The sequence below is a fragment of the Ruminococcus sp. NATIVEDY161 genome, assembly GCF_045819895.1.
Lineage (GTDB): Bacteria > Bacillota > Clostridia > Oscillospirales > Acutalibacteraceae > Ruminococcoides.
Map to the genome: position 1 here is coordinate 2,074,854 of NZ_CP162392.1, position 22,709 is coordinate 2,097,562.

Below are 22,709 nucleotides of genomic sequence, written 5' to 3' on the forward strand. Positions count from 1 at the left end.
GGACGGGAGGCGGTAAAAATGAAAAGCGACAAATCAAAATACTACAAGCTGCTGTCTGAAAAATATCCATCGGTACGCTCGCTGACGCGCGAGATTATCAACCTCACGGCGATTTTAAATCTTCCGAAGGGCACAGAGCACTTTATGAGCGATATTCACGGCGAGTATGAGGCGTTCTGCCATATCCTCAACAACTGCTCGGGCGTAATCAGGGAGAAGGTCGAAAAGCTCTATTCCGAAACCCTCAGCCGCGAGCAGATTAAGGAGATTTGCACGCTTATTTACTATCCCTCCGAAAAGCTCAGCCTGATTAAAAAGAGCCGCGGTACCGACCGCGAGTGGTACGAAACCACGCTTGAACAGATGATTGAAATCGCAAGGGTGCTAAGCTCAAAATACACGCGCTCAAAGGTGCGCAAGGCTATGCCCGACGACTACGCCTATATCATCGACGAGCTACTTCATGCCCAGCGCGACGAGGACGATAATCAGGTTCGCTACCACAACAATATTATTGATACGATTATCAGCATAAACGCCGACGATTTTATAATTTCACTCGCAGGGCTTATCAAGCGGCTGGCGGTTGACAGGCTTCATATTGTCGGTGATATTTTCGACCGCGGAAAAAGCGCCGAAAAGATTATTGATTTGCTCGCAGAGCACCATTCGCTCGATATAGAGTGGGGAAACCACGACATCCTCTGGATGGGCGCGGCGTGCGGAAGCGAGGCGTGTATCGCGAACGTTGTGCGCAACAGCATTAAGTACAACACGCTCAATACGCTCGAAAGCGCCTACGGCATAAGCCTTAGAAAGTTGATTTTATTCGCGGAAAAAACATATCCCACGCTCAGTCCGATGAAGGCTGCACTAAAGGCAATTTCCGTCATTCAGTTCAAGCTCGAGGGGCAGATTATAAAGCGCAATCCCGACTATAAAATGGAAAATAGATTGGTGCTTGAAAATATTGATTTGACCGACGGCACGGTGATATCCGAGGGTGTAAAGTACAAGCTTAACGACACATTTTTCCCGACCTTGAACCCTGAAAATCCGTATGAGCTGACAGAGAAAGAGCAGGCGGTTGCGTCCGCGCTGAGGGAGTCATTTGTCAACAGCCACAGGCTCAAAAAGCACGTTGAGTTTTTGTATGAAAACGGAAGTATGTACAAAATCTACAACGGCAACCTGCTCTATCACGGCTGCGTTCCGCTCGATAAGAACGGCAAACTGCTCGAAATTGAGCTGTTCGGTGAAAGGCTCAGCGGCAGAGAATACTTTGATATGGCGGACAAGGTCGCAAGGCTCGCGTTTTTCGAGAGCGGCAGACAGCAAATCGGGCTCGACTTTATGTGGTACCTATGGTGCGCACCGAATTCTCCGCTCTGCGGACGGAATATCAAGACCTTTGAACGCGCGTTTATTGATGACAAAAGTGCGTGGCGCGAGGAAAAGAACCCCTACTACGACTTCTACTATCAAAAGCAGACCTGCGAGATGATACTTTCCGAGTTCGGCTTGGGCGCGGAGAGCTCGCACATCATCAACGGACATACACCCGTCAGAACCGTCAAGGGCGAGCTGCCTATCAGAGCCGACGGCAAGCTGCTTGTAATCGACGGCGGCTTCTGCAAGGAATACCACAGCACAACGGGAATTGCCGGCTACACGCTGATTTATAACTCCCACGGTCTGCGCTTAAAGGCGCATCATCCGTTCAGGAGCGTTGAGGAAGCTCTTGGTGAAAACCGCGACATCCACTCGGATTCCGAGATTGTCGAGACCGAAAAGCACAGGATGATGGTGCTCGACACCGATTCGGGCGAGACTATCAGCAAAACCATTGATGACTTGAAAACTTTATTGACAATGTACCGCACAGGCAAAATATAAACATAGGGACTGAATTCATAAAATTCAGTCCCTTATACTTTGCTTACTTTATTATTTCAGGATCAACGCCAATCTTCTTATAATAATCGCTGACAGCTGCCTTTATCGCTTCCTCGGCAAGAACCGAGCAGTGAACCTTAACCGGCGGAAGTCCGTCGAGAGCTTCCATGACCGCCTTGTTTGTTAGCTTAAGCGCGTCGTCAACTGACTTGCCCTTAATCAGCTCGGTAGCCATACTGCTTGTGGCGATAGCCGCTCCGCAGCCGAAGGTCTTGAACTTTACGTCGGAGATTTTGTTGTCGTCAACCTTAATGTACATCTTCATAATATCTCCGCACTTGGAGTTGCCAACCTCGCCGATACCGTCGGCGTTTTCTATTTCTCCCACGTTGCGCGGATTTGCAAAGTGGTCAATAACTTTTTCCGAATATACCATATCAATTCTCCTTTTCTTTCTTTTTAATGTCCTCCCACAGTGGCGACATATTTCTCAGATATGTCACAACCTCGGGCACAATCTTTGCGATGTAGTCAATATCTTCCTCGGTCGTTTCTTCCGAGAAAGAAAGGCGCATACTGCCGTGGGCGATTTCATGCGGAAGTCCGATTGCGAGCAGCACATGGCTTGGATCAAGGCTTCCCGATGTGCACGCCGAGCCCGATGAGGACTGTATTCCGTTCATATCGAGCTTTAACAGCAGGCTTTCGCCCTCAATGCCCTCAAAGCACATATTGACGTTGTTCGGCAATCTGTGAACACGGTCGCCGTTTAGTCTTGAACGCTCAATTTTTAGCAGGCTGCCTATCAGCTTATCTCTCAGCGCGGATATCTTTTTGTTTCGCTCGTCCATTGTGTCAACGGCGATTTGCAGCGCCGCGTCAAGTCCTACAATTCCGGCGACATTTTCTGTTCCTGCGCGTTTTCCCTTTTCCTGAGCGCCGCCGTAAATAAGGTTTTGAATCGGCACTCCTCTGCGCACATAGAGCAGTCCGCAGCCCTTTGGTCCGTGGATTTTGTGCGCCGTCATCGACAGCAGGTCGATGTTCTGCTCAGTTACATTTATCTTCACATATCCTGCCGCCTGAACCGCGTCGGTGTGGAAAAGCACGCCGTGCTTTTTGCAAACAGCGCCGATTTCCGCGATAGGCTGAATCGTGCCGATTTCGTTGTTCGCGTACATTATGGTGACGAGGGCGGTATTGTCCTTAATTGCGTTTTCAACGTCCTCGGGCTTTACAATTCCGTTTTCGTAAACGTCGAGGTACGTTACCTCAAAGCCCTCTTTTTCGAGCGCCTGGCAGGTGTAAAGCACTGCGTGGTGTTCAAATTTCGACGTGATAATGTGGTTTTTGCCCTTCTTTTTGAGCGCGTAGGCAACGCCGCGAATCGCCCAGTTGTCGGACTCGCTTCCGCCCGAGGTAAAGTATATTTCGCCCGGTCTTTCAGCGCCGAGGTTCTTCGCAATATTCTCCCTTGCGGCTTCAACGGCTTCCTTTGCCTTTCCGCCGATTCTGTATATGCTCGACGGATTGCCGTAAATTTCGGTGAGGTACGGCGTCATCTTCTCCAAAACCGCAGGGGACAGGCGCGTTGTCGCTGAATTGTCCGCGTAAACTTCTCTCATAAAATCATCCTTTCACATAAAAACTACTAAAAAGGTAGGTTATCTCAAAACCTATTATAATACTAAGTTTTATAAAAATCAAGACCTATTTTATGAATGATTATAATCTGTATTACAAAATGCAGGAAATGCGCATTGAAAGTTGCAAATATCCCGAAAAATTTGTAATTATCCGCACAAAAGCAAAAATAATTGAATATTACAAAAATAAAAGCTGCAAAATCTATTGACAATACTCCTGCTCAATAATATAATAAAAAGGTAATTTTACGCAGAACAGGAAGTGTAATTATGAAAATCAACAGCAATTTTGACTTGCTTGTACCGAATTATCTGTTTGCGGACGTCGCGCGCAAGACCAATGAATTCGCCGCCGCGAACCCCGATAAAGAGATTATTAGGCTCGGTATCGGTGATGTTACCCTGCCGATTGCGCCGATTGTCGTTGCCTCTATGAAAAAGGGCTGCGAGGATTTGCGCCACAAGGAAACCTTCAAGGGCTATCCCGAGTATGAGGGCTATGACTTTGTTCGCGAGGCGGTGTCGGGCTATTACAAGAGCTACGGCGTTAAGGTCGGCGCGGATGAAATTTTTATTTCGGACGGCGCAAAGTCCGACTGCGGAAACCTTGGCGACATCTTCTCGCAGGACAACACCGTGCTTGTCACCGACCCGGTTTACCCGGTTTATGTTGACGCGAACCTGATGGCAGGCAGAAAAATCATCTACGCCGCCGCGACTCAGGAAAATCACTTCCTCGCAATGCCCGACGAAAATGTTAAGGCAGATATAATTTATCTCTGTTCTCCCGGCAATCCGACAGGCGCGGCTTACAGCGCAGAGCAGCTTAAAATCTGGGTAGACTACGCCAACAAAAACGGCGCGGTGATTATATACGACGCGGCGTATGAGGCGTTTATCAAGGACGAGTCGCCTCGTTCGATTTTCTGTATTGAGGGCGCGCGCACCTGCGCGATAGAGCTTTGCTCGCTCTCAAAAACCGCAGGCTTTACCGGAACACGCTGCGGCTATACCGTCATTCCCAAGGAGCTTGAGCGCGACGGACACAACCTGCACTCAATGTGGTACCGCCGTCAGGCGACAAAGTTCAACGGCGTGTCGTGGCCGGTTCAGTGTGCCGCGGCAGAGGTGTTCAGTGCCGAGGGACAAAATCAAATCAAAGAGAACCTCGACTACTACAGCGGCAACGCGAAGATTATCGCTTCCGCGCTTGACGAGCTCGGAATTTACTACACCGGCGGCAAAAATTCGCCGTACATCTGGCTTAAATGCCCCAACGGTATGGGCAGCTGGGAATTTTTCGATTACCTGCTCCAAAACGCCGCAGTTGTCGGCACTCCGGGCGAGGGCTTTGGAGAAAACGGAAAAGGCTTTTTCCGCCTGACCTCATTCGGTGACCGCGACAAAACAATCGAGGCTGTCGAAAGAATTAAAAATCTTCTAAAATAAAAAAGTCCGCCGCAAGGCGGATTTTCATTTTGCAATAATAATTTTTCCGCAAGCTTGAATAATAATTGCAGGAGGAATTATTATGATTAAAAGAATCGGAAACAGAACACTTGAATTTATAAATCAGCCGACTGTCAGGGCTTATGCTTCGGTTGCCGGAAAAAAAGAGAGCGAAGGGCCGCTCGGCGGACTTTTTGATAAGATTATAACCGACAGCTACGACGGGCTCGACACCTACGAGGACGCGGAAAGTCAGCTTCAAACCGAGGCTATGGCGCTTGCGCTTAAAAAGGGAAAGCTAAAAAAATCGGATATCGACTTTGTGTTTGCAGGCGATTTGCTAAACCAGTGCGTGGGCTCAAGCTTTGGGCTTAAGGACTACAACATTCCGTACCTCGGTCAGTACGGCGCATGCTCGACCATGGCGCAGAACATTATAGCCGCCTCGGTGTTTGTCGAATCGGGAGCGGCGGAAAACGCAGGCTGTTCAACCTCGTCACACTTTTGCTCAGCCGAACGGCAGTACCGCTATCCGCTCGAATACGGCGCAATCCGCACTCCGACCGCGCAGTGGACGGTGACGGGCGCAGGCTGTTGTATCATTGGAAACGGCGAAGGCAAGGTCAAAATCAGCCGCGCGACGGTCGGAAAAATCATCGACCTCGGCATAACCGACGCCAATAATATGGGCGCCGCCATGGCACCTGCTGCGGCGGAGACCATAGCCGCGTTTTTTAAGGATACGGACAGCTCGCCGTCGGACTTTGACTGCATTTTCACGGGCGATTTGGGTGAGGTCGGAAGCAATTCGTTGTACGAGCTTTTACAAAGAGAGGGAATAGACATCAAAAACAATCACCGTGACTGCGGCTTAATGATATTTGAACGCCGTTTTCAGGACGTTCACGCCGGAGGCTCGGGCTGCGGCTGTTGTGCCTCGGTGCTTTGCTCAAAAATCCTCAACGATTTGGAGCACGGTAAGCTGAAAAATATCCTCTTTATCGCGACAGGAGCGCTTTTAAGCGCAACAACCGCAGGACAGAGCAAAACCATTCCGTCAATCGCTCACCTTGTAAATTTGCAGTCGTAAAACTAACCTTGATATTATTATACCGAAAATAATTATTGTAAACAGAAAAACAATATGTTAAAATAATATTAAATATTAAGACAACGCCGCACAATTCGCACAACTGAATTATGCGGTGTTGCATTATAAAAATCTTAGGGAACGGATATGCATTATACAAAGGTAAAAGGAATACTCTCCCAAAACAATGGAATGAATTTGTACCGCGGCTGCACGCACGGCTGTATTTACTGCGACTCGCGTAGCAACTGCTATCAGATGAACCACGAGTTTGAGGATATCGAGGTAAAAGAGAACGCGATTGAGCTTCTCGAAAACGCCCTGCGCCGAAAGAGAAAGCGCTGTATGATCGGCACAGGCTCTATGAGCGATCCGTATATGCCGCTCGAAGCTCAGCTTGAATACACGCGAAAAGCCTTGTTGTTAATTGAAAAATACGGCTTCGGCGCAACGCTGATTACAAAATCAGACCGCGTTCTAAGGGATTTGGATATCCTAAAACGCATAAATCAAAAGACAAAGGCGGTCGTTCAGATGACGTTAACGACCGCCGATGAAGCCCTGTGCAAGCTTATCGAGCCGAATGTCAGCACGACAAAACAGCGCTTTGAAGCGCTCAAAATCCTGCGCGACAACAATATTCCGACCGTCGTATGGCTGTGCCCTGTTCTGCCGTACATAAACGATACCGAGGACAATATCTGCCGGATTTTGGATATGTGCGTTGCGGCAAAGGTGCGCGGAATAATCTGCTTCGGAATAGGACTGACCTTGCGCGAAGGCAACAGGGAATATTTTTACCGTCAGCTCGACAAAAGCTTCCCGGGCCTTAAGGAGCGGTATATCCGCGAGTACGGCAATCAGTATGTGATAAACAGTCCGAAAAGCGCGGAGTTAATGCGGCTTTTTCACCGCACCTGCGAGCAAAATGGCATAATGCACGACAACGATTTGATTTTTGAATATCTTAGTCAGTTTGAAGAAAAGAACGCGCCGCAGCAGCTGAGCCTGTGGGATTAGCTTTGCTTTGAGGAAAACTATGATAGAATTATAAAAAATCCCGAACGGAATTCCGTTCGGGATTTTGTAGTTTAGTATTTTCAGCAATTAGTCGTTGAGCATCTTCTTTGCTTTTGAAAGCAGTGAGAGATAAAGGATGTACTGAATAATGTTGAGAACCAGAGCAACAACTGCAAGAGCAATTACGATACCCTGAGCCGGAACGGTGGGAAGGAAGATGCAGAAAAATCTTGCGAGAAGAGCAACGATACCGATGCCGAGGATAAGCTTGAACTGGCTTGAGCACTTGTCAATTACTTCATCATTACCAACCTGTACGCCGAGGTTGCCGATACCGAGGATGATAAGAAGAGTAGTAACAAAGCTGCCGATTGCCGAAACTGCGTTTGCAATGTTGTTGAGGAAAGTTACCCTTGAGAAGATAGCTGCAATAACTGCAACAATCAAGGTGAAAATTGTGAGGTAAATAATCATCTTGAACGAATCCTCATCCTTTGATGTCTGAACAACGCCTACAATCTTGAGGATAAGCGCGATAACTAAGAGTACGGACGCGCCTAAAACGAGAACAAGCGTTCCGATACCGGAAGCTGCTGCGCCTGCGGTGCTGTTAGTTTTTGCCGAAGCATACATTACTGCGGCAAGAATGGAAGCAACGCCTGTTGCGATTGCGGCAATCAGAGCGAGAATCTCTGATGTGAAAATTTTGCTAATACCTTTAGCTGCGTTTGGAAATTTCATCTTTTTTTCTCCTTTTTTGTTTTTTTCGGAACCAAGTTCCTTATTGATTTGTTTGCCGCGAATTTATAAAACTGCGACAAAATTAATCAAATCTATTATAACTCTGTTTTAGCTTTCTTTCAACCTTTAATTTATTTTTTGTCAGTATTTTTTTGTTAAACAGTTGTCTTTGAAAAATTCAGTACAGTTAAGACGGGGAATAAAGCATTAAATTTTGGCATAAATATTCGAATTTAGAATAATTGCTTTTTTAGTCAATGATGTTGTTTATACTTTTATTGACATCTCTTAAAAAAAATGTTATAATATTATGGGAAATAATCAAATTATTCGACGGATTTTCTGATTTTACTATGCATTTTTATGAATAGTGCCGTCGATTTTACTGATGACAGATACTTGGTTTAGTAAATATATAAAAATTGGGGCAAATATCATGAGGAAAGACGATACTAAAAGAAAAGAAGTTCCGGAGCGTGAGATTGACATTATTCCCATTCTTAAGGAACTTCTAAAAAAACTATGGTTAATTATTTTGGTGGGCTTGATTTTAAGCGGAGCGGTGTTCGTAGGAACAAAAGTTTTGATTAAGCCTACCTACCGAAGCGGCTTTACCGCATATGTAAATAATAAGCAGAGCAAGGAAAATACTGATTTTCTTTCCAGCTCGGATGTAACAGCTTCTAAGCAGCTTGTTCTTACTTATCAAAAGATACTAACATCAAACACAATTCTCACAGCCGCGGCAAAGTCAATGGAGTTAGACGCTTCTTACAATACGCTTCAAAAGCTTGTATCTACCGAGGTAAAGGACGAGACTGAGATTATCTCGGTGTTTGTGGTCGATACTGATCCTCAGTTTGCTTATGACTACGCTCAGGCAATTTCAAAGACAGCTCCTCAGTATATGGCTCAAATTGTAGAGGGAAGCTCGATGAAGATTATCGACTATCCCGAGTTCAGCGACAAGCGGTACAAGCCAAGCTATTCGAGATTTGCGCTGATCGGATTTTTGATAGGCGCATTGATTGTTATAGTTTTTGTGATTATCAGATATTTTACGGACGACACCGTTAAGAGCGAAAGCGATATTGAATCAAGCTTCTCAATCCCGATTCTCGGAGTAATACCGGATGTATCAAAAGCCTCGAATAATCATTCCGATTATTACTACTATTCTCAGAATTCCGAAGATAAAAAATTCGAAAGCGAGCAAAAAGATGAAGAAAAATTATAACAAAACGGTTATATTTAATCCCCAAAAAATGCTCCTTTCGGACAAGTCTGCCTTTTCCGTTAAAGAAGCATATAAAACACTTAGAACGAACGTAATGTTTTCTTTGCCCGGTAAGGAAAGCAAGTGCATAGGAGTTGTTTCTCCCGACCGCGGCGACGGAAAGAGCTCGGTTGCGATTAACCTCGCTATCTCTTTTTCGCAGATAAATAAAAAGGTAATTATTGTTGACTGCGATTTGAGACTTCCGACAATCGCTTCAAAGCTTCAAATTGAGCCCAAGCCCGGACTGAGCAACTTCCTTTCGGGAAATCAGGAGAGTGAGCAGCCGCTTATCAGGCGTTCAAGCGAGTACGGCATTGACATTATGGCCGCAGGCGATATTCCGCCCGATCCTACTGCGCTGCTCGGCTCAAAGCAGATGGACGCTTTTATTGAGCTGCTTAAAAAGTACTACGACTATATAATACTTGACTTTCCGCCGGCTACAATCGTCAGCGATGCGGCGTCAATGTCACGAATCGTAGACGGATATTTGATTGTAATCCGCCATAACGAGTCTGAATTTTCCAAGATAAACGAAACCTTAAGACAAATGCAGTTTGCCGACGCAAAAATTCTTGGTTTTGTATATAACGGTAAGGAAGAGAATAAAAAGTACTATCGCAAGGGTAAATACAGCAAGTATTACTACAACTACTATTATTACAAAAAGGGCGAGTAATTTTTGAGATAGGGAATGAACTGTAAAAATGTTTAAGGGTACAAATATACATCCGTTTGAAAAAAAGCTATATCTTTCATCGCCGACAATGCACGGCGGCGAGCTTGAATATATTAAAGAGGCGTATGACACCAACTGGATGTCAACGGTAGGCGAAAATATTAATGAAACCGAAAGGCTTATAAGCGGTTTTGTCGGCAGAAAATACTCCGTAGCACTTACTTCGGGCACTTCGTCACTTCATTTGGCGGTTAAGCTTGCCGGAATAACAAAGGGAACAAAGGTGTTCTGCTCTGATTTAACCTTTATTGCAAGCACTAATCCGGTTATTTATGAAGGAGCAGAGCCTATATTCATTGATTCCGAATACAAGTCATGGAATATGGATCCCGAAGCCTTGGAAAAAGCGTTTGAAAAATACCCCGAGGTAAAGCACGTGGTTACGGTGAACCTTTTCGGCACACCGTGCGATTATGAAAGAATCCGTGAGATTTGCGACAGGCACAACGCTGTAATCATCGAGGACGCTGCGGAATCGCTCGGAACTGTATACAACGGACGTCGGGCGGGAACATTTGGCGATATAAGCGCCGTTAGCTTTAACGGAAATAAAATAATCACCGGTACATCAGGCGGTATGCTGCTCACAGATGATGAAAGCGTTGCAAAAAAAGCGAGGAAATGGTCTACTCAAAGCAGAGACTGCGCTCAGTGGTACCAACATTCCGAGCTCGGCTACAACTACCGTATGAGTAACATTGTCGCAGGAGTAATCCGCGGACAAATACCGTATATCGGTGAGCATATAGCTCAAAAGAAAAAAATATATCAAAGATATAAAGAGGGCTTTAAGGATTTGCCTGTTCAGATGAATCCTATTCCCGAAAACAGCAGCCCGAACTATTGGCTGTCATGTATGACGGTGAATCCCGGGGCAATGTGTGAGCAAAGGCTCGGTGATACAGAGTATACATATACAAAAGAAAGCGGAAAAACCTGCCCGATGGAGATTTTAGAAGCGATAAAAACCATTAACGCCGAGGGCAGACCGCTGTGGAAACCGATGCATTTGCAGCCTCTGTTTAAGAAATATGATTATATCACGGTGAATAACGATAATGGCAGGGATTTGTTTATGCGCGGCTTGTGTTTGCCGAGTGATAATAAAATGACCGAAGAACAGCAGAACGCGGTTATAAAAGCGGTTCGCGCTTGCTTTGAATAAACATACGAAGGGTAAGCGTATGAACGTCAAAAGACAAGGTATCTATGCGCGTTATGTAAAAAGGGTGTTGGGTTTTTGTATTTCGCTGACCGCGTTGATTATTCTTTCTCCCGTAATGGTTTTGCTGACGCTGTTGGGCGCATGGCAAATGAAAGGCAATCCTTTCTTTGTTCAGCCGCGTCCCGGAAAAATCGGCAAGGACGGCAAGGAAAAGATTTTTAATCTGATAAAGTTCCGCACAATGACGAACGAAAGGGATAAGGACGGCAACCTTCTTCCCGATGAAAAACGCCTGAACGGTTACGGAGTTATCCTTAGAAAAACAAGTCTTGACGAACTTCCGCAGCTTTTTAACGTTCTCACAGGGAGCTGCGCGCTGATTGGTCCGAGACCGTTGCTTGTACGTTATCTTGACAGATATTCGCCTGAACAAAGGCGCAGACACGAGGTTAGACCCGGGCTGACGGGTTACGCCCAGTCGCATGGCAGAAATAATCTTTCATGGCAGAAAAAATTTGAGTTGGATGTCTATTATGTTGATCATTTGACTTTTATTATGGACGTTAAGGTGTTTTTTAAGACGATTATAGTGGTGCTTACCCGCAGCGGTATCAGCAGTCAAACCTCCTCTACTATGGAAGAATTTATGGGAAATGATTTGAATGAACAGTAATAAAAAGCTGATAATTATCGGAGCAGGCGGTCACGGCAGAGTTTGCGCGGAGGCAGCGTCGCTCAGCGGTTACAAAGAAATAGCTTTTTTAGACGATAAAAACGTTGAGGGGTTGCCGGTTATCGGCACCTTAAATGATATAGAAAAATATATTTGCGAATGCTGCTTTTTTGTTGCGATAGGCGACAACAGCCTTCGCAAAAAAATATTAAAAAATGTAAAAGAACTGGGCGGTGAGCTTGCTTCGATAATCCACCCGTTCAGCAGTGTTTCAAAAAGCGCCGAAATAGGCGAAGGCACTGTGATTATGGCAGGCGCCGTAGTGCAGGCAAACGCAAAAATCGGAGAAGGGGTAATTATAAACACATGCAGCTCGGTTGACCATGATTGCGTTGTGGGTAATTGGACACACGTAGCAGTCGGAGCACGCCTTGCCGGTTCGGTCAAAGCAGGCAAATCTGTATTTCTCGGCGCAGGCTGCGTGATATTAAATAATCTTTCCGTTACGGACAATTGCGTTGTAGGCGCCGGAAGCGCAGTGATTTGCAATATAAATGACGTCGGAACATATGTCGGCGTTCCGGCAAGGAGAATTAAATGAGGATACTTTACACCACAACCATAGGGTTAACTATGATTTTCTTTAGAGGGTTGGTAAAGCAGTTAATTGAAGCCGGACATACTGTGGATATAGCCACCAACGAAGACGATTATCAGGTGGATGATTTTTACAGACAGTTGGGCTGTAAGGTGTTTCAGGTCAACTGGCAAAGGTCACCGCTTAAAACGAGCAACCTTAAGGCGATTAAGAAACTAAAATCAATTATCTCCGACGGCAATTATGATATTGTCCACTGTCATACGCCTGTAGCCGGATTTTGTACAAGATATGCTTGCAGAAAGCTCAGAAAGCAAGGGTTAAGAGTATTTTACACCGCTCACGGATTTCATTTTTTCAGCGGAGCACCGGCAAAAAACCGGTTGTTGTATTACCCCATTGAAAAAATCAGCGCACATTGGACAGATGTTTTAATCACAATAAATAAAGAGGATTATCAACTTGCCTGTAAATCGTTAAAGGCGAAACAAATAAAGTACGTTCCGGGCGTCGGAATAGATGTTGATAGAATAAAAAATACAAAAGTTAACCGTGCGGAAAAAAGAAAAGAATTTGGCTTTTCGGAGAAAGATTTTGTCTTTATGTCTACCGGTGAGCTTTCAAAGAGAAAAAATCATCAAACGGTTGTAAAAGCTCTGAATAAAATTAATGACGATAGCTTGAAATATCTGATAGTCGGAGAAGGAGCAGAAGAAAAAAATCTTATTACTTTGTCGCAAAATCTGTGCGTTGACGACAGGATTGTTTTTGCGGGCTACAGAAAGGATGTTGCAGAGCTCCTTAAATCGGCGGACGCTTTTGCGTTCCCAAGTACGCAGGAGGGGCTGCCGGTAGCGCTTATGGAGGCTATTGCTGCAGGCTTGCCGGTTGTTTGCAGTAAAATCAGGGGTAATGTGGATTTGCTTAAGGACGGTTTTGATTTTGTTTACGATTGCAACGATTCAGACGGCTTTGCTTCCGGAATGCAGAGGATAATCGACGGAGAATACAAGCAGGAAAATGTTGTTGATATAAATTTATTCGACACAGGCAAAGTAAACGAAATTATGCTGTCGATTTACAATTTGTAATAACAGGGAATTCACAAATGAAAGAATTTTTGTATTACCGTTGTGTAGACGGTTATGTCGGAATAAAAACAAATATTAAAAATTTCAACTGGCCTTACGGAATATGCAGAAAACCTGTTGATAAAACCGAATATGAAAAATGCAAAATCAAGGTTGCTTTGAATGCAGTCGACGATAAAAATGTTTTTGATTGCGTAGATACGGAAAACTATAAAACATCCTTCAGACATTTCAAGGCGTCCGAAAATAAAAAATCCATTATATTTGACCAAACAATTGCAAAATTTATCCGTCTTCGTTATTTAGTGACCGTAAGCGGAAATACGGTTAATGCGGTTTTCGGAAAATCGTATATCAAAACAGTTAAAATAAAAACAATGTATATTCATCCGGTCAGATTTATATTATTTGATTTGGTAACGCTGATGCTGTTAAAAAACGGACTATTAACCGTATATTGTTCAGCAGTTAAGCTGTCAGGCGGAAAAACGGCGGTTATGCTCTCTCCGCCAAATGCGGGAAAATCGCTGACGGCACTTAACCTTTTGAATAAATATAACGCAAAAATTATCGCTGAGGATATGGCTGTTACCGACGGTGAATTTATTTACGGAGTTCCGAATACAGAATCCTTTAGAAACTACAATAATGAGATTTCGAAGGATATTTCGTCAGAGGATATGGTTCCATCCGGGAAAATAGATTACTTGTTTTTTATGCAAAAGGGCAGTGATGAACAGCTCAAGCCGATTGATAAATATTTTGAAAAACTCAAGATGATAAGCCGATACGCAGTAGGATATTACTATTCTCCGTTTTTGCGGGTGTTGGATTGGTTTAATGATGATTTTTCGGTTACATCGGCTGAAAAAACAGAAGATGATATAATTGAAAAAATCCAAGCTTCTGTTCCCGGATATTTAATTGAACGCAAGAATCCAATGGAGTTTGCGGACATTATTATTTCTACCGTACAATAAAAGGTGAGTTATTGATAAATGAAAATATTGGTTATCACCAGAAATGCCTGGGATGATACAAATGCGATAGGCAACACAGTATCTAACTTCTTTGAGCATTTTGACAATTGCGAGTTTGCGAATATTTATTTCAGAGCTTCAAGTCCCAATAATAAAATCTGCAAGAGATATTACAGAACAACGGAATTCGAAGTGTTGAGGAATTGGTTTTCTCCGGAAAAAAACGGAAAAGACTTTAATTTCAGCGGAGAGTCGAAGGCAAAAAAAATCAGGGATGAAAAAAAGCTAATCAGGTTGATTCATAAATACGGAATAAATTTCGCGTATAAATTTTCTGATTATATCTGGAACAGCAAGAAGTGGCTTAATAATAATTTAAGGGCTTTTATAGAGTCCTTCTCTCCGGACGTAATCTTTACCTTTGCAAAAGCAGATCCTCAGTACTATCTGACGGTTAAATATATTAAGGATAATTACAATACTCCCTTGTTTACGTGGATAGCCGATGATGAATATGGAAGGCTTTCGAAAAAGAATTCCTATAAAAAAATAACCAAATTAAAATATATAATTGAAAATTCAAATATTATAAAAGGCTGCTCACGCGAAATCTGCAGTTATTATAATTCTGTATTTTTCTGCAGCGCTTCGCCTCTTTATAAGAGTTGTGAGTTTTCGGAGACTGTAAAAGAAAAAGTGAATAATCCGGTAAAGGTTGTGTATGCCGGTAATTTGCTTTACGGAAGATTAGAGATTATAACAAAAGCTGCCGAAATAATCGAGGGTTACAAATCAGGCGGCGGAGTTTCTTTTGATATTTTCAGCAACTCGGTTCTTTTACCATCTGATATTCAGAAGTATTTCGGAGATAAAACCTGCACGTGTTTTTGCGGCAAAAGAGATTATGATGAGATAAAAAGGAAGCTTTCCGAGGCTGACCTTGTTTTGTTTGTCGAGTCGTTTGACACAGAACAAATAATAAATACAAAGTATTCTTTTTCTACAAAGATTATCGATTATCTTCAAAGCGGAAGCGCGGTGCTTGCTATCGGTCCCGGCGAAATATCGTCGATAAAGTATTTTGATGATATTCCGGGTGCATATGTGATAAAGAATACCGACAGCTTAAAAAATGAATTGGTTGATGTACTTAACGATAGCTCAAATTACAGCCGGCGCGCTCTGAAAATTCGTGAGTTTGCAGGAGAACATCACGATGCCTCTGCTGTATCAAGAGAATTACAAGCAGATTTAAGCAAAATTATCATAGGAGGAGTGTAGAGTGTGGCCGTATGTTTTGCTGGTCGTTTTGCCGATACTTATTCAGCATTTTAATATACAAAACGGCACATTGAAAATAGTCGGCTGGAAACAAAAATCAAAAATTGCGCTGATTGTGTTTTTTATCATTTTGTTTTTGCTTTTGGTTCTCAGGAACGAGAAAATCGGAATCGACCTTATGAACTATAAAGCTATTTTCAGAAGCATAGGCGTTAAAAGCTGGCCGGCGGCTCTGACAAGAAGCTTTGAGTATGCCAATAACTTTTTATTGAAGGCAGTAGCTTCAATTTCCTCTGATTTTAGATGGATTATTGTTATTTCCGCGGTTCTCAGCATTGGTTTTTTGGCTTACGGCTATGTCCGGCATTCACCGGATGCGGCACTGACAATCGTTTTATTTATAAATATGTCTAATTTTGTCGTAATGTTCAGCGCCTTAAAACAGTCTATTGCGGTATCGTTTGGATTTTTGGCGTTTGAATTTGTACGAAGAAAAAAACCGGTCTTTTTTATTTTGGTTGTTGTAATTGCCGTACTGTTCCATTCGAGCGCATTTATGATTCTGTTTATGTATCCGCTGTACCATTTGCGGGTTACAAGGAAATGGCTTGTGTTTGTAATTCCGGCTTTGGTTTTGCTGTTTGTTTTCAATCAGCCGGTATTCCTGCTTTTGGGTACGGTGCTGTCGTCGTTTACAAAGTACGAGACAAGTATTACGTTGACCGGTTCGTATACAATGTTGGCTGTAATAGTAATTCTCGCGGTGTTTTCATTCTTGATTCCGGACGAAAAGAAGCTTGATAAAGATACAATAGGAATGAGAAATTTTTTGTTGCTTGCGGTTGTGCTCCAAATGTTCGCACCGCTCCATACCGTTGCTATGAGAATGAATTACTACTATATAATTTTCATTCCGCTTGTAATTCCCCGGATTATTGAGAGCAGAAGTGTCCGATGGAATCAAATTGCCGTTATCTCACGTTATGCGTTTATATTACTGTTCGGCGTATATTTCTTTATGGTTGTATATCAGAAGAACGACCTCATGACTTTTCCATACAGATTTTTCTGGGAAACAGCCTGATTTCAGTCAGTATATTTTTGCCTGAGGGCGATCGTATAAATATTTCAAAAGGAGAGAACTCTATGCAAAAGAAAGCACTAATCAAAGTAGTAGCTTCAGTTTTGTGCGTACTTATGGTTATCAGCGTGATTCCGTTTGCCTCTGTTTCCGCAATGGAAAATTGGGATACGGAAAACGTTGTTTATGACAAAGCAACGTTCGGAACAAAGAACTATTACAACGTAATCTCTAAAAAAGATTACACACTCGTGCCCGGCGCTGCTGTTGAATCAGAGATGGTTCTGAACAACTCGGCAGGCAGCCGCAGACAGGTTATGCACATTATTGAAGTGGACCCGTCTAATCCTGATGTATCTATCGTTCCCGGATACTACGGAATAGACAAGGATCTTACAAATGTCAAAAACCAGAAGGCGGCAGGCGTTACCGAAACCGCGGCTTATTACGAGAATAATCTCGGATATAATGTTGTCGGCGGTATGAACACAGCCCTGGCATATGACAGCAACGCACCGTATTCGTATCTTGTATACAACGGACAGGTTCTTGCTGACGCGAATAATGATATCAATAACTTCCACAGCGGTTTAGCTAAATCAATTCTGTGCGTTTACAAAAACGATGACGGAAGCTGTTACTGCGAACTCAGAACCTCTGATGAAGGTCTCCGCGGTGACGAGTGGCAGGCTGTAGCCGCAAACTTTGCAATGGTTGTTAAAAACGGCAAGCTCGTTACTACCAAGGCAAACCGCGGCAGCGGAGCGGCCCGTTCGATGATCGGTGTTAAAGAGAACGGAACTCTTGTTCTTGTTATGAACGACGGCCGTAATGCCAACAACTCAGTCGGCTTCAGCCCTTATGAGGAAGGCGAGGCTATGCTTGCTCTCGGCTGTAAGTGGGCATTCAACTGCGACGGCGGCGGTTCATCGTCGTTTATTACAAAGCGTGCAGGTGAGGATAACTTTGCGATGCGTTGCGTTCCCTGCGACGGCGCGGAGCGTCCTACCATTCACAGCGTATTTGTTGTTTCTAATGTTGCTCCCACTGGAGAACTGAATAATGTTAACATCAAGGGCAATTATGATTATTTCGCTCCCGGTTCATCATTCACCTTCAGTGCTGAGGCGATCGACACTCACGGCTATTCCATGGATATGCCTGCCGACGCTTCGTGGTCGCTTTCAGACAGCAGCTTCGGTACTATTCAGAACGGCACATTTACATCAAACGGAACTACCGGAGACGTTGATATTCAGATGAATTCAGGCGGAAAGGTTGTCGGAAGCAAGACTATCCATGTTGCCAATCCCACAACGCTCGAGCTTTCGGCTGCGTCTACGATTCTGTCGTATTCCACAGCTGAAAAGCCCAGAAAGATCAATATCCCGATCGTTGCAAAAATCGGTGAAGCAAATGTTTATTATGACACTAATGCTTTTGAAATCACCTCATCGGTAGAAGGCGCCGGAACGATTGACGGCTTTACCTTCACCGCCACATCAGACGAAACCGTGACCGGTACGGTAGTTACGGCAAAGTATCTCCCGACAAATCAGGAGCTCGTTTATTCAATCACCTACGGCAAGGGTTCAGAAACTCTGTGGGACTTTGAAGACGGCGATGTCTCCAACTGGTACGGCGGAGACCAAGACGTAAAGAAATGGCTGACCGAGAACGGCGTTGCTGAAGAAGATCAGCTTAAAACACTTATCTCGGGCGGACAAATCTCGTTCAGCCAGCAGTCGCACACCTTCCTTTCAACAAAGGAAAACGGCGGACAGGTCCACAACGGCAACAACGCTCTCGGCGTCAATTTTGACTTCCGCAACGTTGAGTTCAACGGATGGGTTTACGCTATTCTGTACAATGTGCAGGATCAGTATGTGCTCCGTGACGTAGCTAACGGCAAACTGGCGACTTCGCTCGGTATGTGGTGCTATGTTCCTGAGGGCTTCTGCAACCCGGTAGACGATACAAGCGGTGCTCTGGCTATGCAGCTCACCGTTTACAAGAATCCCGAAGGCACAAGCGGTACTCAGCTCAACTTCCAGTTCTATTCAGAGAACCAGCAGAAGATGGTAAGCCTTAACGCTTGTACTGAAGCTGATATTCCCGAAGACAGATGGGTATATCTCAAAGCCGACCTTACAGGCTCAGACTACTATTCACTTACTGCTCCGAAGGGCACTACCTACAGAGAGCCTTCGTTCTTACGTATGTACATCAAGCCCACACGCGCACAAGAGCTTACATACTATTTTGATGAATTCACACTCGACTACAGCTCGGCTGTTGACGACCGTGACGCTCCCCTCATCACTAATCCCACATATTGTCTGAGCGATACAAATATCGCGCTTAACAATCCGGTGATCGGTTCTAACACAGTTTCGTTTGACGCTAACATTGCCGATTTCGCAGCTTCCAACTCGGAAGGTCTGGATTACAGCACGGCAGCTATTTATGTTGACGGCGTTAAGCTTGACGGCGTAAGTGCTTCGGACAACACCATGGGTGTCAAGAACGTCGTTCTTTCCGAGGGCAGCCACTCAATCAAATTTGAGATCAGTGATAAAATCGGTAACTTCAGTTATATTACAAGAAAACTCACTGTTGACACCGGTTCTTCAAAGGCGCTTGTAAGCCTTGAAGGTCATAACGACAAAAACAATGTGCCCGAGTCCGGTTCTATATACTATGCGGATCTTGTTGCATCCGACATTGCTCAGGTAGATTCCGCTACGGCAACTCTCAAGCTCAATACTGCTAATGCATGGGAGCTTGACCACATGATCCCGGCAGAAGGCTATACGGCAGAGTATTCCTATAACGAAATTTCAAAGCTTGCTACGGTAACTGTTAAAAAGACAGGTAACTGCACTCTCACAGGTGAGCAGACGCTTGTAAGCATTCCTGTACGAGTATGGTCGTTCGATGAGAACACCACTGTAGGAGGCGACGGCGCAACTGCTGTTCATTACACAACAGAGGAGCGCTTTAATAAATACGGCGAGCCTAAGGTTTATGTAGATGTTGAGGTTGTAAACGGCACAGCCGGTCTTACAGATAACTCAAAAACTTCATTCTTAGGTAATATCTCGGTTGATACAAAGCTTTTGGGCAATAAGGCTAACGGTATGTGGCACCAGCACACAGCAGAGGCTGTTGAGGACAAAGCCGCTACCTGCACAGAGGAAGGCTTTACCGGCAGAACCTATTGCGAAGAGTGCGGCTCTGTTGTTGACTGGGGTACAATTGTTCCTGCAAAAGGTCACAGCTATGAGCTCGTTAACGGCAAGTTCGTTTGTTCGGATTGCGGTGTTGAGTATGAGCTTGGAACAGGCATAGTTCAAATCAACGACAAAACCTACTATGCTATCGGCGGCAAGCTTGTTACCGGTTGGCAGCAGGTTGATGAAGATTGGTATTTGTTCCAGAACGATTACTCCGCTTATGTGGGCGACTATAAATTCACAACCGGCGTTACCTATCACTTCAACGACGACGGTAAGTTATCATCCGGCGTTTGGTATTACGACGGAACCGGATACAAATACTACTACGGCCCTGACTTCTATAAGTGTCGTGCGGCTAACCCGCATGCAAATACTTTCTGGGTTGATATCAACGGCGACCGTTATGCGTTTGACCGCAAGGGTTACAGACACAACGGCATCTCAATGGTTTATGAGAGTAACAATGATCCTGAGATGTATGAATTCACCGAGGATGGTAAGCTCATCGGTAAATATGAGTCTGATTACACAGGCTTGTTCAAAGAGCAGTATGTAACTACTTACCTTAAGAACGGCGTGCCCTTCGCTGCAGGCTTGATTAAGGAAGACGGTTATTACTACTATATCAACAGCGGATACGTTACAGTAAGCGGAAACTATGTAATCACACGTACAAACGGACTCCTTCAAAATGGTTTGTATCAGTTCGATCAGGAAGGCAGAATGATCAATCCGCCTCAGCCTGATAACGGCCCGAAGGACGACGGCTTCTTCTACCGGGACGGCGTTAAGCTGAACGCTTACCAGCTTGTTGAGTATGAAGGCGATTACTACTTCATCAGCGACTATAATAAGTACGCTAAAAACGTTTCTCTTTATCTCGGAAGTAAATTTACAGATGGAACTCCGTTCGATCCCGGCGTTTACAGCTTTGACAATGACGGTAAGCTTATCGTCAAGGACGGCCCGCAGGATGATGGTTACTTCTACCGCGACGGCGTTAAGCTGAACGCTTATCAGATTGTTGAGTATGACGGAGACTTCTACTTTATCAGTGATTATCACAAGTACGCGAGAAATACAACTCTTTATATCGGAAGCCAGTTCACAAAGGGAACCGGACTCGATCCCGGTGTTTATGAGTTTGGCGACGATGGCAAAATCCAGATTCTCAACGGTCCGCAGGATGACGGTTACTTCTATCGCAACGGCGTAAAGCTTTATGCTTATCAGATTGCAGAGTATAAGGGCAACTACTACTTTGTAAGCGACTATCACAAGTATGCAAAGAATATTACCCTTTATCTTGGCGAGAAGTTTACAAACGGTACACCGCTTCAGCCCGGTGTATATGAGTTCGACGAAACCGGTAAGATAATTATCAAGAACGGCCCGCAGGATGATGGTTTCTTCTATCGTGACGGTGTAAGACTGAACAATTATCAGCTTGTTGAGTTTGAAGGCAATTACTACTTTATCAGCGATTACCACAAGTACGCTAAGAACACCACACTGTATCTCGGCGAGCAGTTTACAAACGGAACTCCGATTGCACCCGGCGTTTACAAGTTTGATGATACAGGTAAAATCATTATCAAGAACGGTCCTGATGCCGACGGTTATTTCTATAACTACGGTGTAAAGCTCAACGCATACCAGCTTGTTGAGTTTGAAGGCAACTACTACTTCATCAGCGATTACCACAAGTATGCTAAGAACATTACTCTTTATCTTGGCGAGAAGTTTGTAAAGGACAGCCCGCTTGAGCCCGGCGTTTACCAGTTCGATGAAACCGGTAAGATTGTCATCAAGAACGGACCTCAGCCCGACGGTACATTCTATTTGAACGGTGTGATGCAAAAGGCTTATCAGGTTGTTCAGTACGACGGAAATTACTACTTTATTTATAACGGCAATAAAATCGCCAAGAACCAATACCTCTACGTTAACGCGGAGTACCTTACAGGAACATACCTCAGAGAGTGGTACTACAACTTCGATTCAGAAGGAAAAATGATGGGTATTATCGACGGTATTCCCAACGGCAGAGATATCGGTGATATCGACTACATTAAGACTACTGACGGCAAGGATATCAAGTCAGGTGTTCTGATTCGCGGCGGCGAGGTTGACAATGCTGTATATCATTATCCCGAGGAGTATATTGCTCTGGGTATTGACAGCCTCAAAAACACTTACAAAGTAAAGACCGATATGGACTTGCGTGAACCCTCTGTTGTAACCAGAAATGTTCTCGGTGACGGAGTTCAGCATAAAGTTTATAATATGGTTTATTACGATGAGATATTCACCACAGCCGGAAAAGCTAAGGTAAAGGAAGTATTTACCGACCTTGCTAATCCCGACAACTATCCCGTATATCTCCACTGTACACACGGCGTAGACCGTACAGGTACAGTTGCATGTCTGCTTGAAGCTATTATAGGCGTTCCTCAGAGTTATTTGAATAAAGAGTATATGCTTAGCGTAGGCGCATACGGTAAGGATGTAATGAAGGTTGTAAACGGTCTTAAAAATAATTATCCCGCGTCAAATATTCAGGCAAGCGCTAATGCTTATCTGCTTGATTGCGGAATGACACAGGATCAGATTGATACTCTCAAGAGTATTTATGTTGAAGAATAATGCTTTTAGATATTAAAAGCGCCTGCCCGTTTTGGGCAGGTTGTCGCACATCATTAATGCCTCCACGCGGCGTGCGGCGGACAACGGAATAATAA

At 44.3% G+C, this 22,709-nt stretch carries 17 protein-coding genes; 14 read left to right on the plus strand and 3 right to left on the minus strand.

Annotated features, from left to right (window positions below; genetic code table 11):
• Positions 1–18: 18 nt before the first annotated feature.
• Positions 19–1,896, plus strand: a complete 1,878-nt coding sequence (locus AB1I50_RS09930; RefSeq protein ID WP_407723866.1) for a fructose-1,6-bisphosphatase — start codon at positions 19–21, stop codon at positions 1,894–1,896.
• A 43-nt stretch (positions 1,897–1,939) separates the two neighbouring features.
• Here AB1I50_RS09930 and nifU read toward each other — a convergent pair whose 3' ends face one another.
• Positions 1,940–2,332, minus strand: coding sequence for a Fe-S cluster assembly scaffold protein NifU (nifU, locus tag AB1I50_RS09935; protein WP_407723868.1), 393 nt, complete (start codon positions 2,330–2,332; stop codon positions 1,940–1,942).
• Between the two features lies 1 nt (position 2,333).
• Entirely contained in the window at positions 2,334–3,521 is a 1,188-nt protein-coding gene (nifS, locus tag AB1I50_RS09940; protein ID WP_407723869.1) for a cysteine desulfurase NifS, read from the minus strand.
• Positions 3,522–3,812: 291 nt separating this feature from the next.
• Here nifS and AB1I50_RS09945 point away from each other — a divergent pair, with 291 nt between their 5' ends.
• The 3 genes from AB1I50_RS09945 (at position 3,813) to AB1I50_RS09955 (ending at position 7,101) form a co-directional block, all read left to right on the plus strand.
• Positions 3,813–4,991 carry an LL-diaminopimelate aminotransferase gene (locus AB1I50_RS09945; protein ID WP_407723870.1) on the plus strand — a complete coding sequence of 393 codons (1,179 nt, stop codon included), beginning with the start codon at positions 3,813–3,815 and terminating at the stop codon, positions 4,989–4,991.
• Between the two features lie 82 nt (positions 4,992–5,073).
• The gene (gene spoVAD / locus AB1I50_RS09950; protein WP_407723871.1) at positions 5,074–6,081 is read left to right on the plus strand and encodes a stage V sporulation protein AD; all 1,008 of its coding nucleotides are present in this window, start codon (positions 5,074–5,076) and stop codon (positions 6,079–6,081) included.
• Positions 6,082–6,228: 147 nt separating this feature from the next.
• A complete protein-coding gene (locus tag AB1I50_RS09955) occupies positions 6,229–7,101 on the plus strand; it encodes an SPL family radical SAM protein (protein WP_407723872.1) in 873 nt (290 codons plus the stop codon).
• An 87-nt stretch (positions 7,102–7,188) separates the two neighbouring features.
• Here AB1I50_RS09955 and AB1I50_RS09960 read toward each other — a convergent pair whose 3' ends face one another.
• A complete protein-coding gene (locus AB1I50_RS09960) occupies positions 7,189–7,842 on the minus strand; it encodes a hypothetical protein (RefSeq protein WP_407723873.1) in 654 nt (217 codons plus the stop codon).
• Between the two features lie 436 nt (positions 7,843–8,278).
• Here AB1I50_RS09960 and AB1I50_RS09965 point away from each other — a divergent pair, with 436 nt between their 5' ends.
• The 10 genes from AB1I50_RS09965 (at position 8,279) to AB1I50_RS10010 (ending at position 22,614) form a co-directional block, all read left to right on the plus strand.
• Entirely contained in the window at positions 8,279–9,079 is an 801-nt protein-coding gene (locus tag AB1I50_RS09965) for a YveK family protein (RefSeq protein WP_407723874.1), read from the plus strand.
• Positions 9,063–9,800: a CpsD/CapB family tyrosine-protein kinase gene (locus AB1I50_RS09970; RefSeq protein WP_407723875.1), complete on the plus strand. Its 738-nt coding sequence runs from the start codon at positions 9,063–9,065 to the stop codon at positions 9,798–9,800. Before AB1I50_RS09965 ends, AB1I50_RS09970 begins: the two co-directional genes overlap by 17 nt.
• Before the next feature lie 28 nt (positions 9,801–9,828).
• The gene (locus AB1I50_RS09975) at positions 9,829–11,025 is read left to right on the plus strand and encodes a DegT/DnrJ/EryC1/StrS family aminotransferase (protein ID WP_407723876.1); all 1,197 of its coding nucleotides are present in this window, start codon (positions 9,829–9,831) and stop codon (positions 11,023–11,025) included.
• Positions 11,026–11,044: 19 nt separating this feature from the next.
• Positions 11,045–11,698 (plus strand): sugar transferase, encoded by a 654-nt coding sequence (locus tag AB1I50_RS09980; RefSeq protein WP_407723877.1) that lies wholly within the window; start codon positions 11,045–11,047, stop codon positions 11,696–11,698.
• Entirely contained in the window at positions 11,688–12,299 is a 612-nt protein-coding gene (locus AB1I50_RS09985; RefSeq protein ID WP_407723878.1) for an acetyltransferase, read from the plus strand. The genes AB1I50_RS09980 and AB1I50_RS09985 overlap by 11 nt, the downstream gene beginning before the upstream one ends.
• Positions 12,296–13,387 (plus strand): glycosyltransferase family 4 protein, encoded by a 1,092-nt coding sequence (locus AB1I50_RS09990; RefSeq protein ID WP_407723879.1) that lies wholly within the window; start codon positions 12,296–12,298, stop codon positions 13,385–13,387. The genes AB1I50_RS09985 and AB1I50_RS09990 overlap by 4 nt, the downstream gene beginning before the upstream one ends.
• A gap of 17 nt (positions 13,388–13,404) precedes the next feature.
• Positions 13,405–14,367, plus strand: coding sequence for a hypothetical protein (locus AB1I50_RS09995; RefSeq protein WP_407723880.1), 963 nt, complete (start codon positions 13,405–13,407; stop codon positions 14,365–14,367).
• Positions 14,368–14,385: 18 nt separating this feature from the next.
• Positions 14,386–15,648, plus strand: coding sequence for a glycosyltransferase family protein (locus tag AB1I50_RS10000; RefSeq protein WP_407723881.1), 1,263 nt, complete (start codon positions 14,386–14,388; stop codon positions 15,646–15,648).
• Between the two features lies 1 nt (position 15,649).
• Positions 15,650–16,732 carry an EpsG family protein gene (locus AB1I50_RS10005; RefSeq protein ID WP_407723882.1) on the plus strand — a complete coding sequence of 361 codons (1,083 nt, stop codon included), beginning with the start codon at positions 15,650–15,652 and terminating at the stop codon, positions 16,730–16,732.
• Positions 16,733–16,794: 62 nt separating this feature from the next.
• On the plus strand, positions 16,795–22,614 hold the full coding sequence (locus tag AB1I50_RS10010) for a phosphodiester glycosidase family protein (protein ID WP_407723883.1): 5,820 nt from the start codon (positions 16,795–16,797) through the stop codon (positions 22,612–22,614).
• The last annotated feature ends 95 nt before the right edge of the window (positions 22,615–22,709 follow it).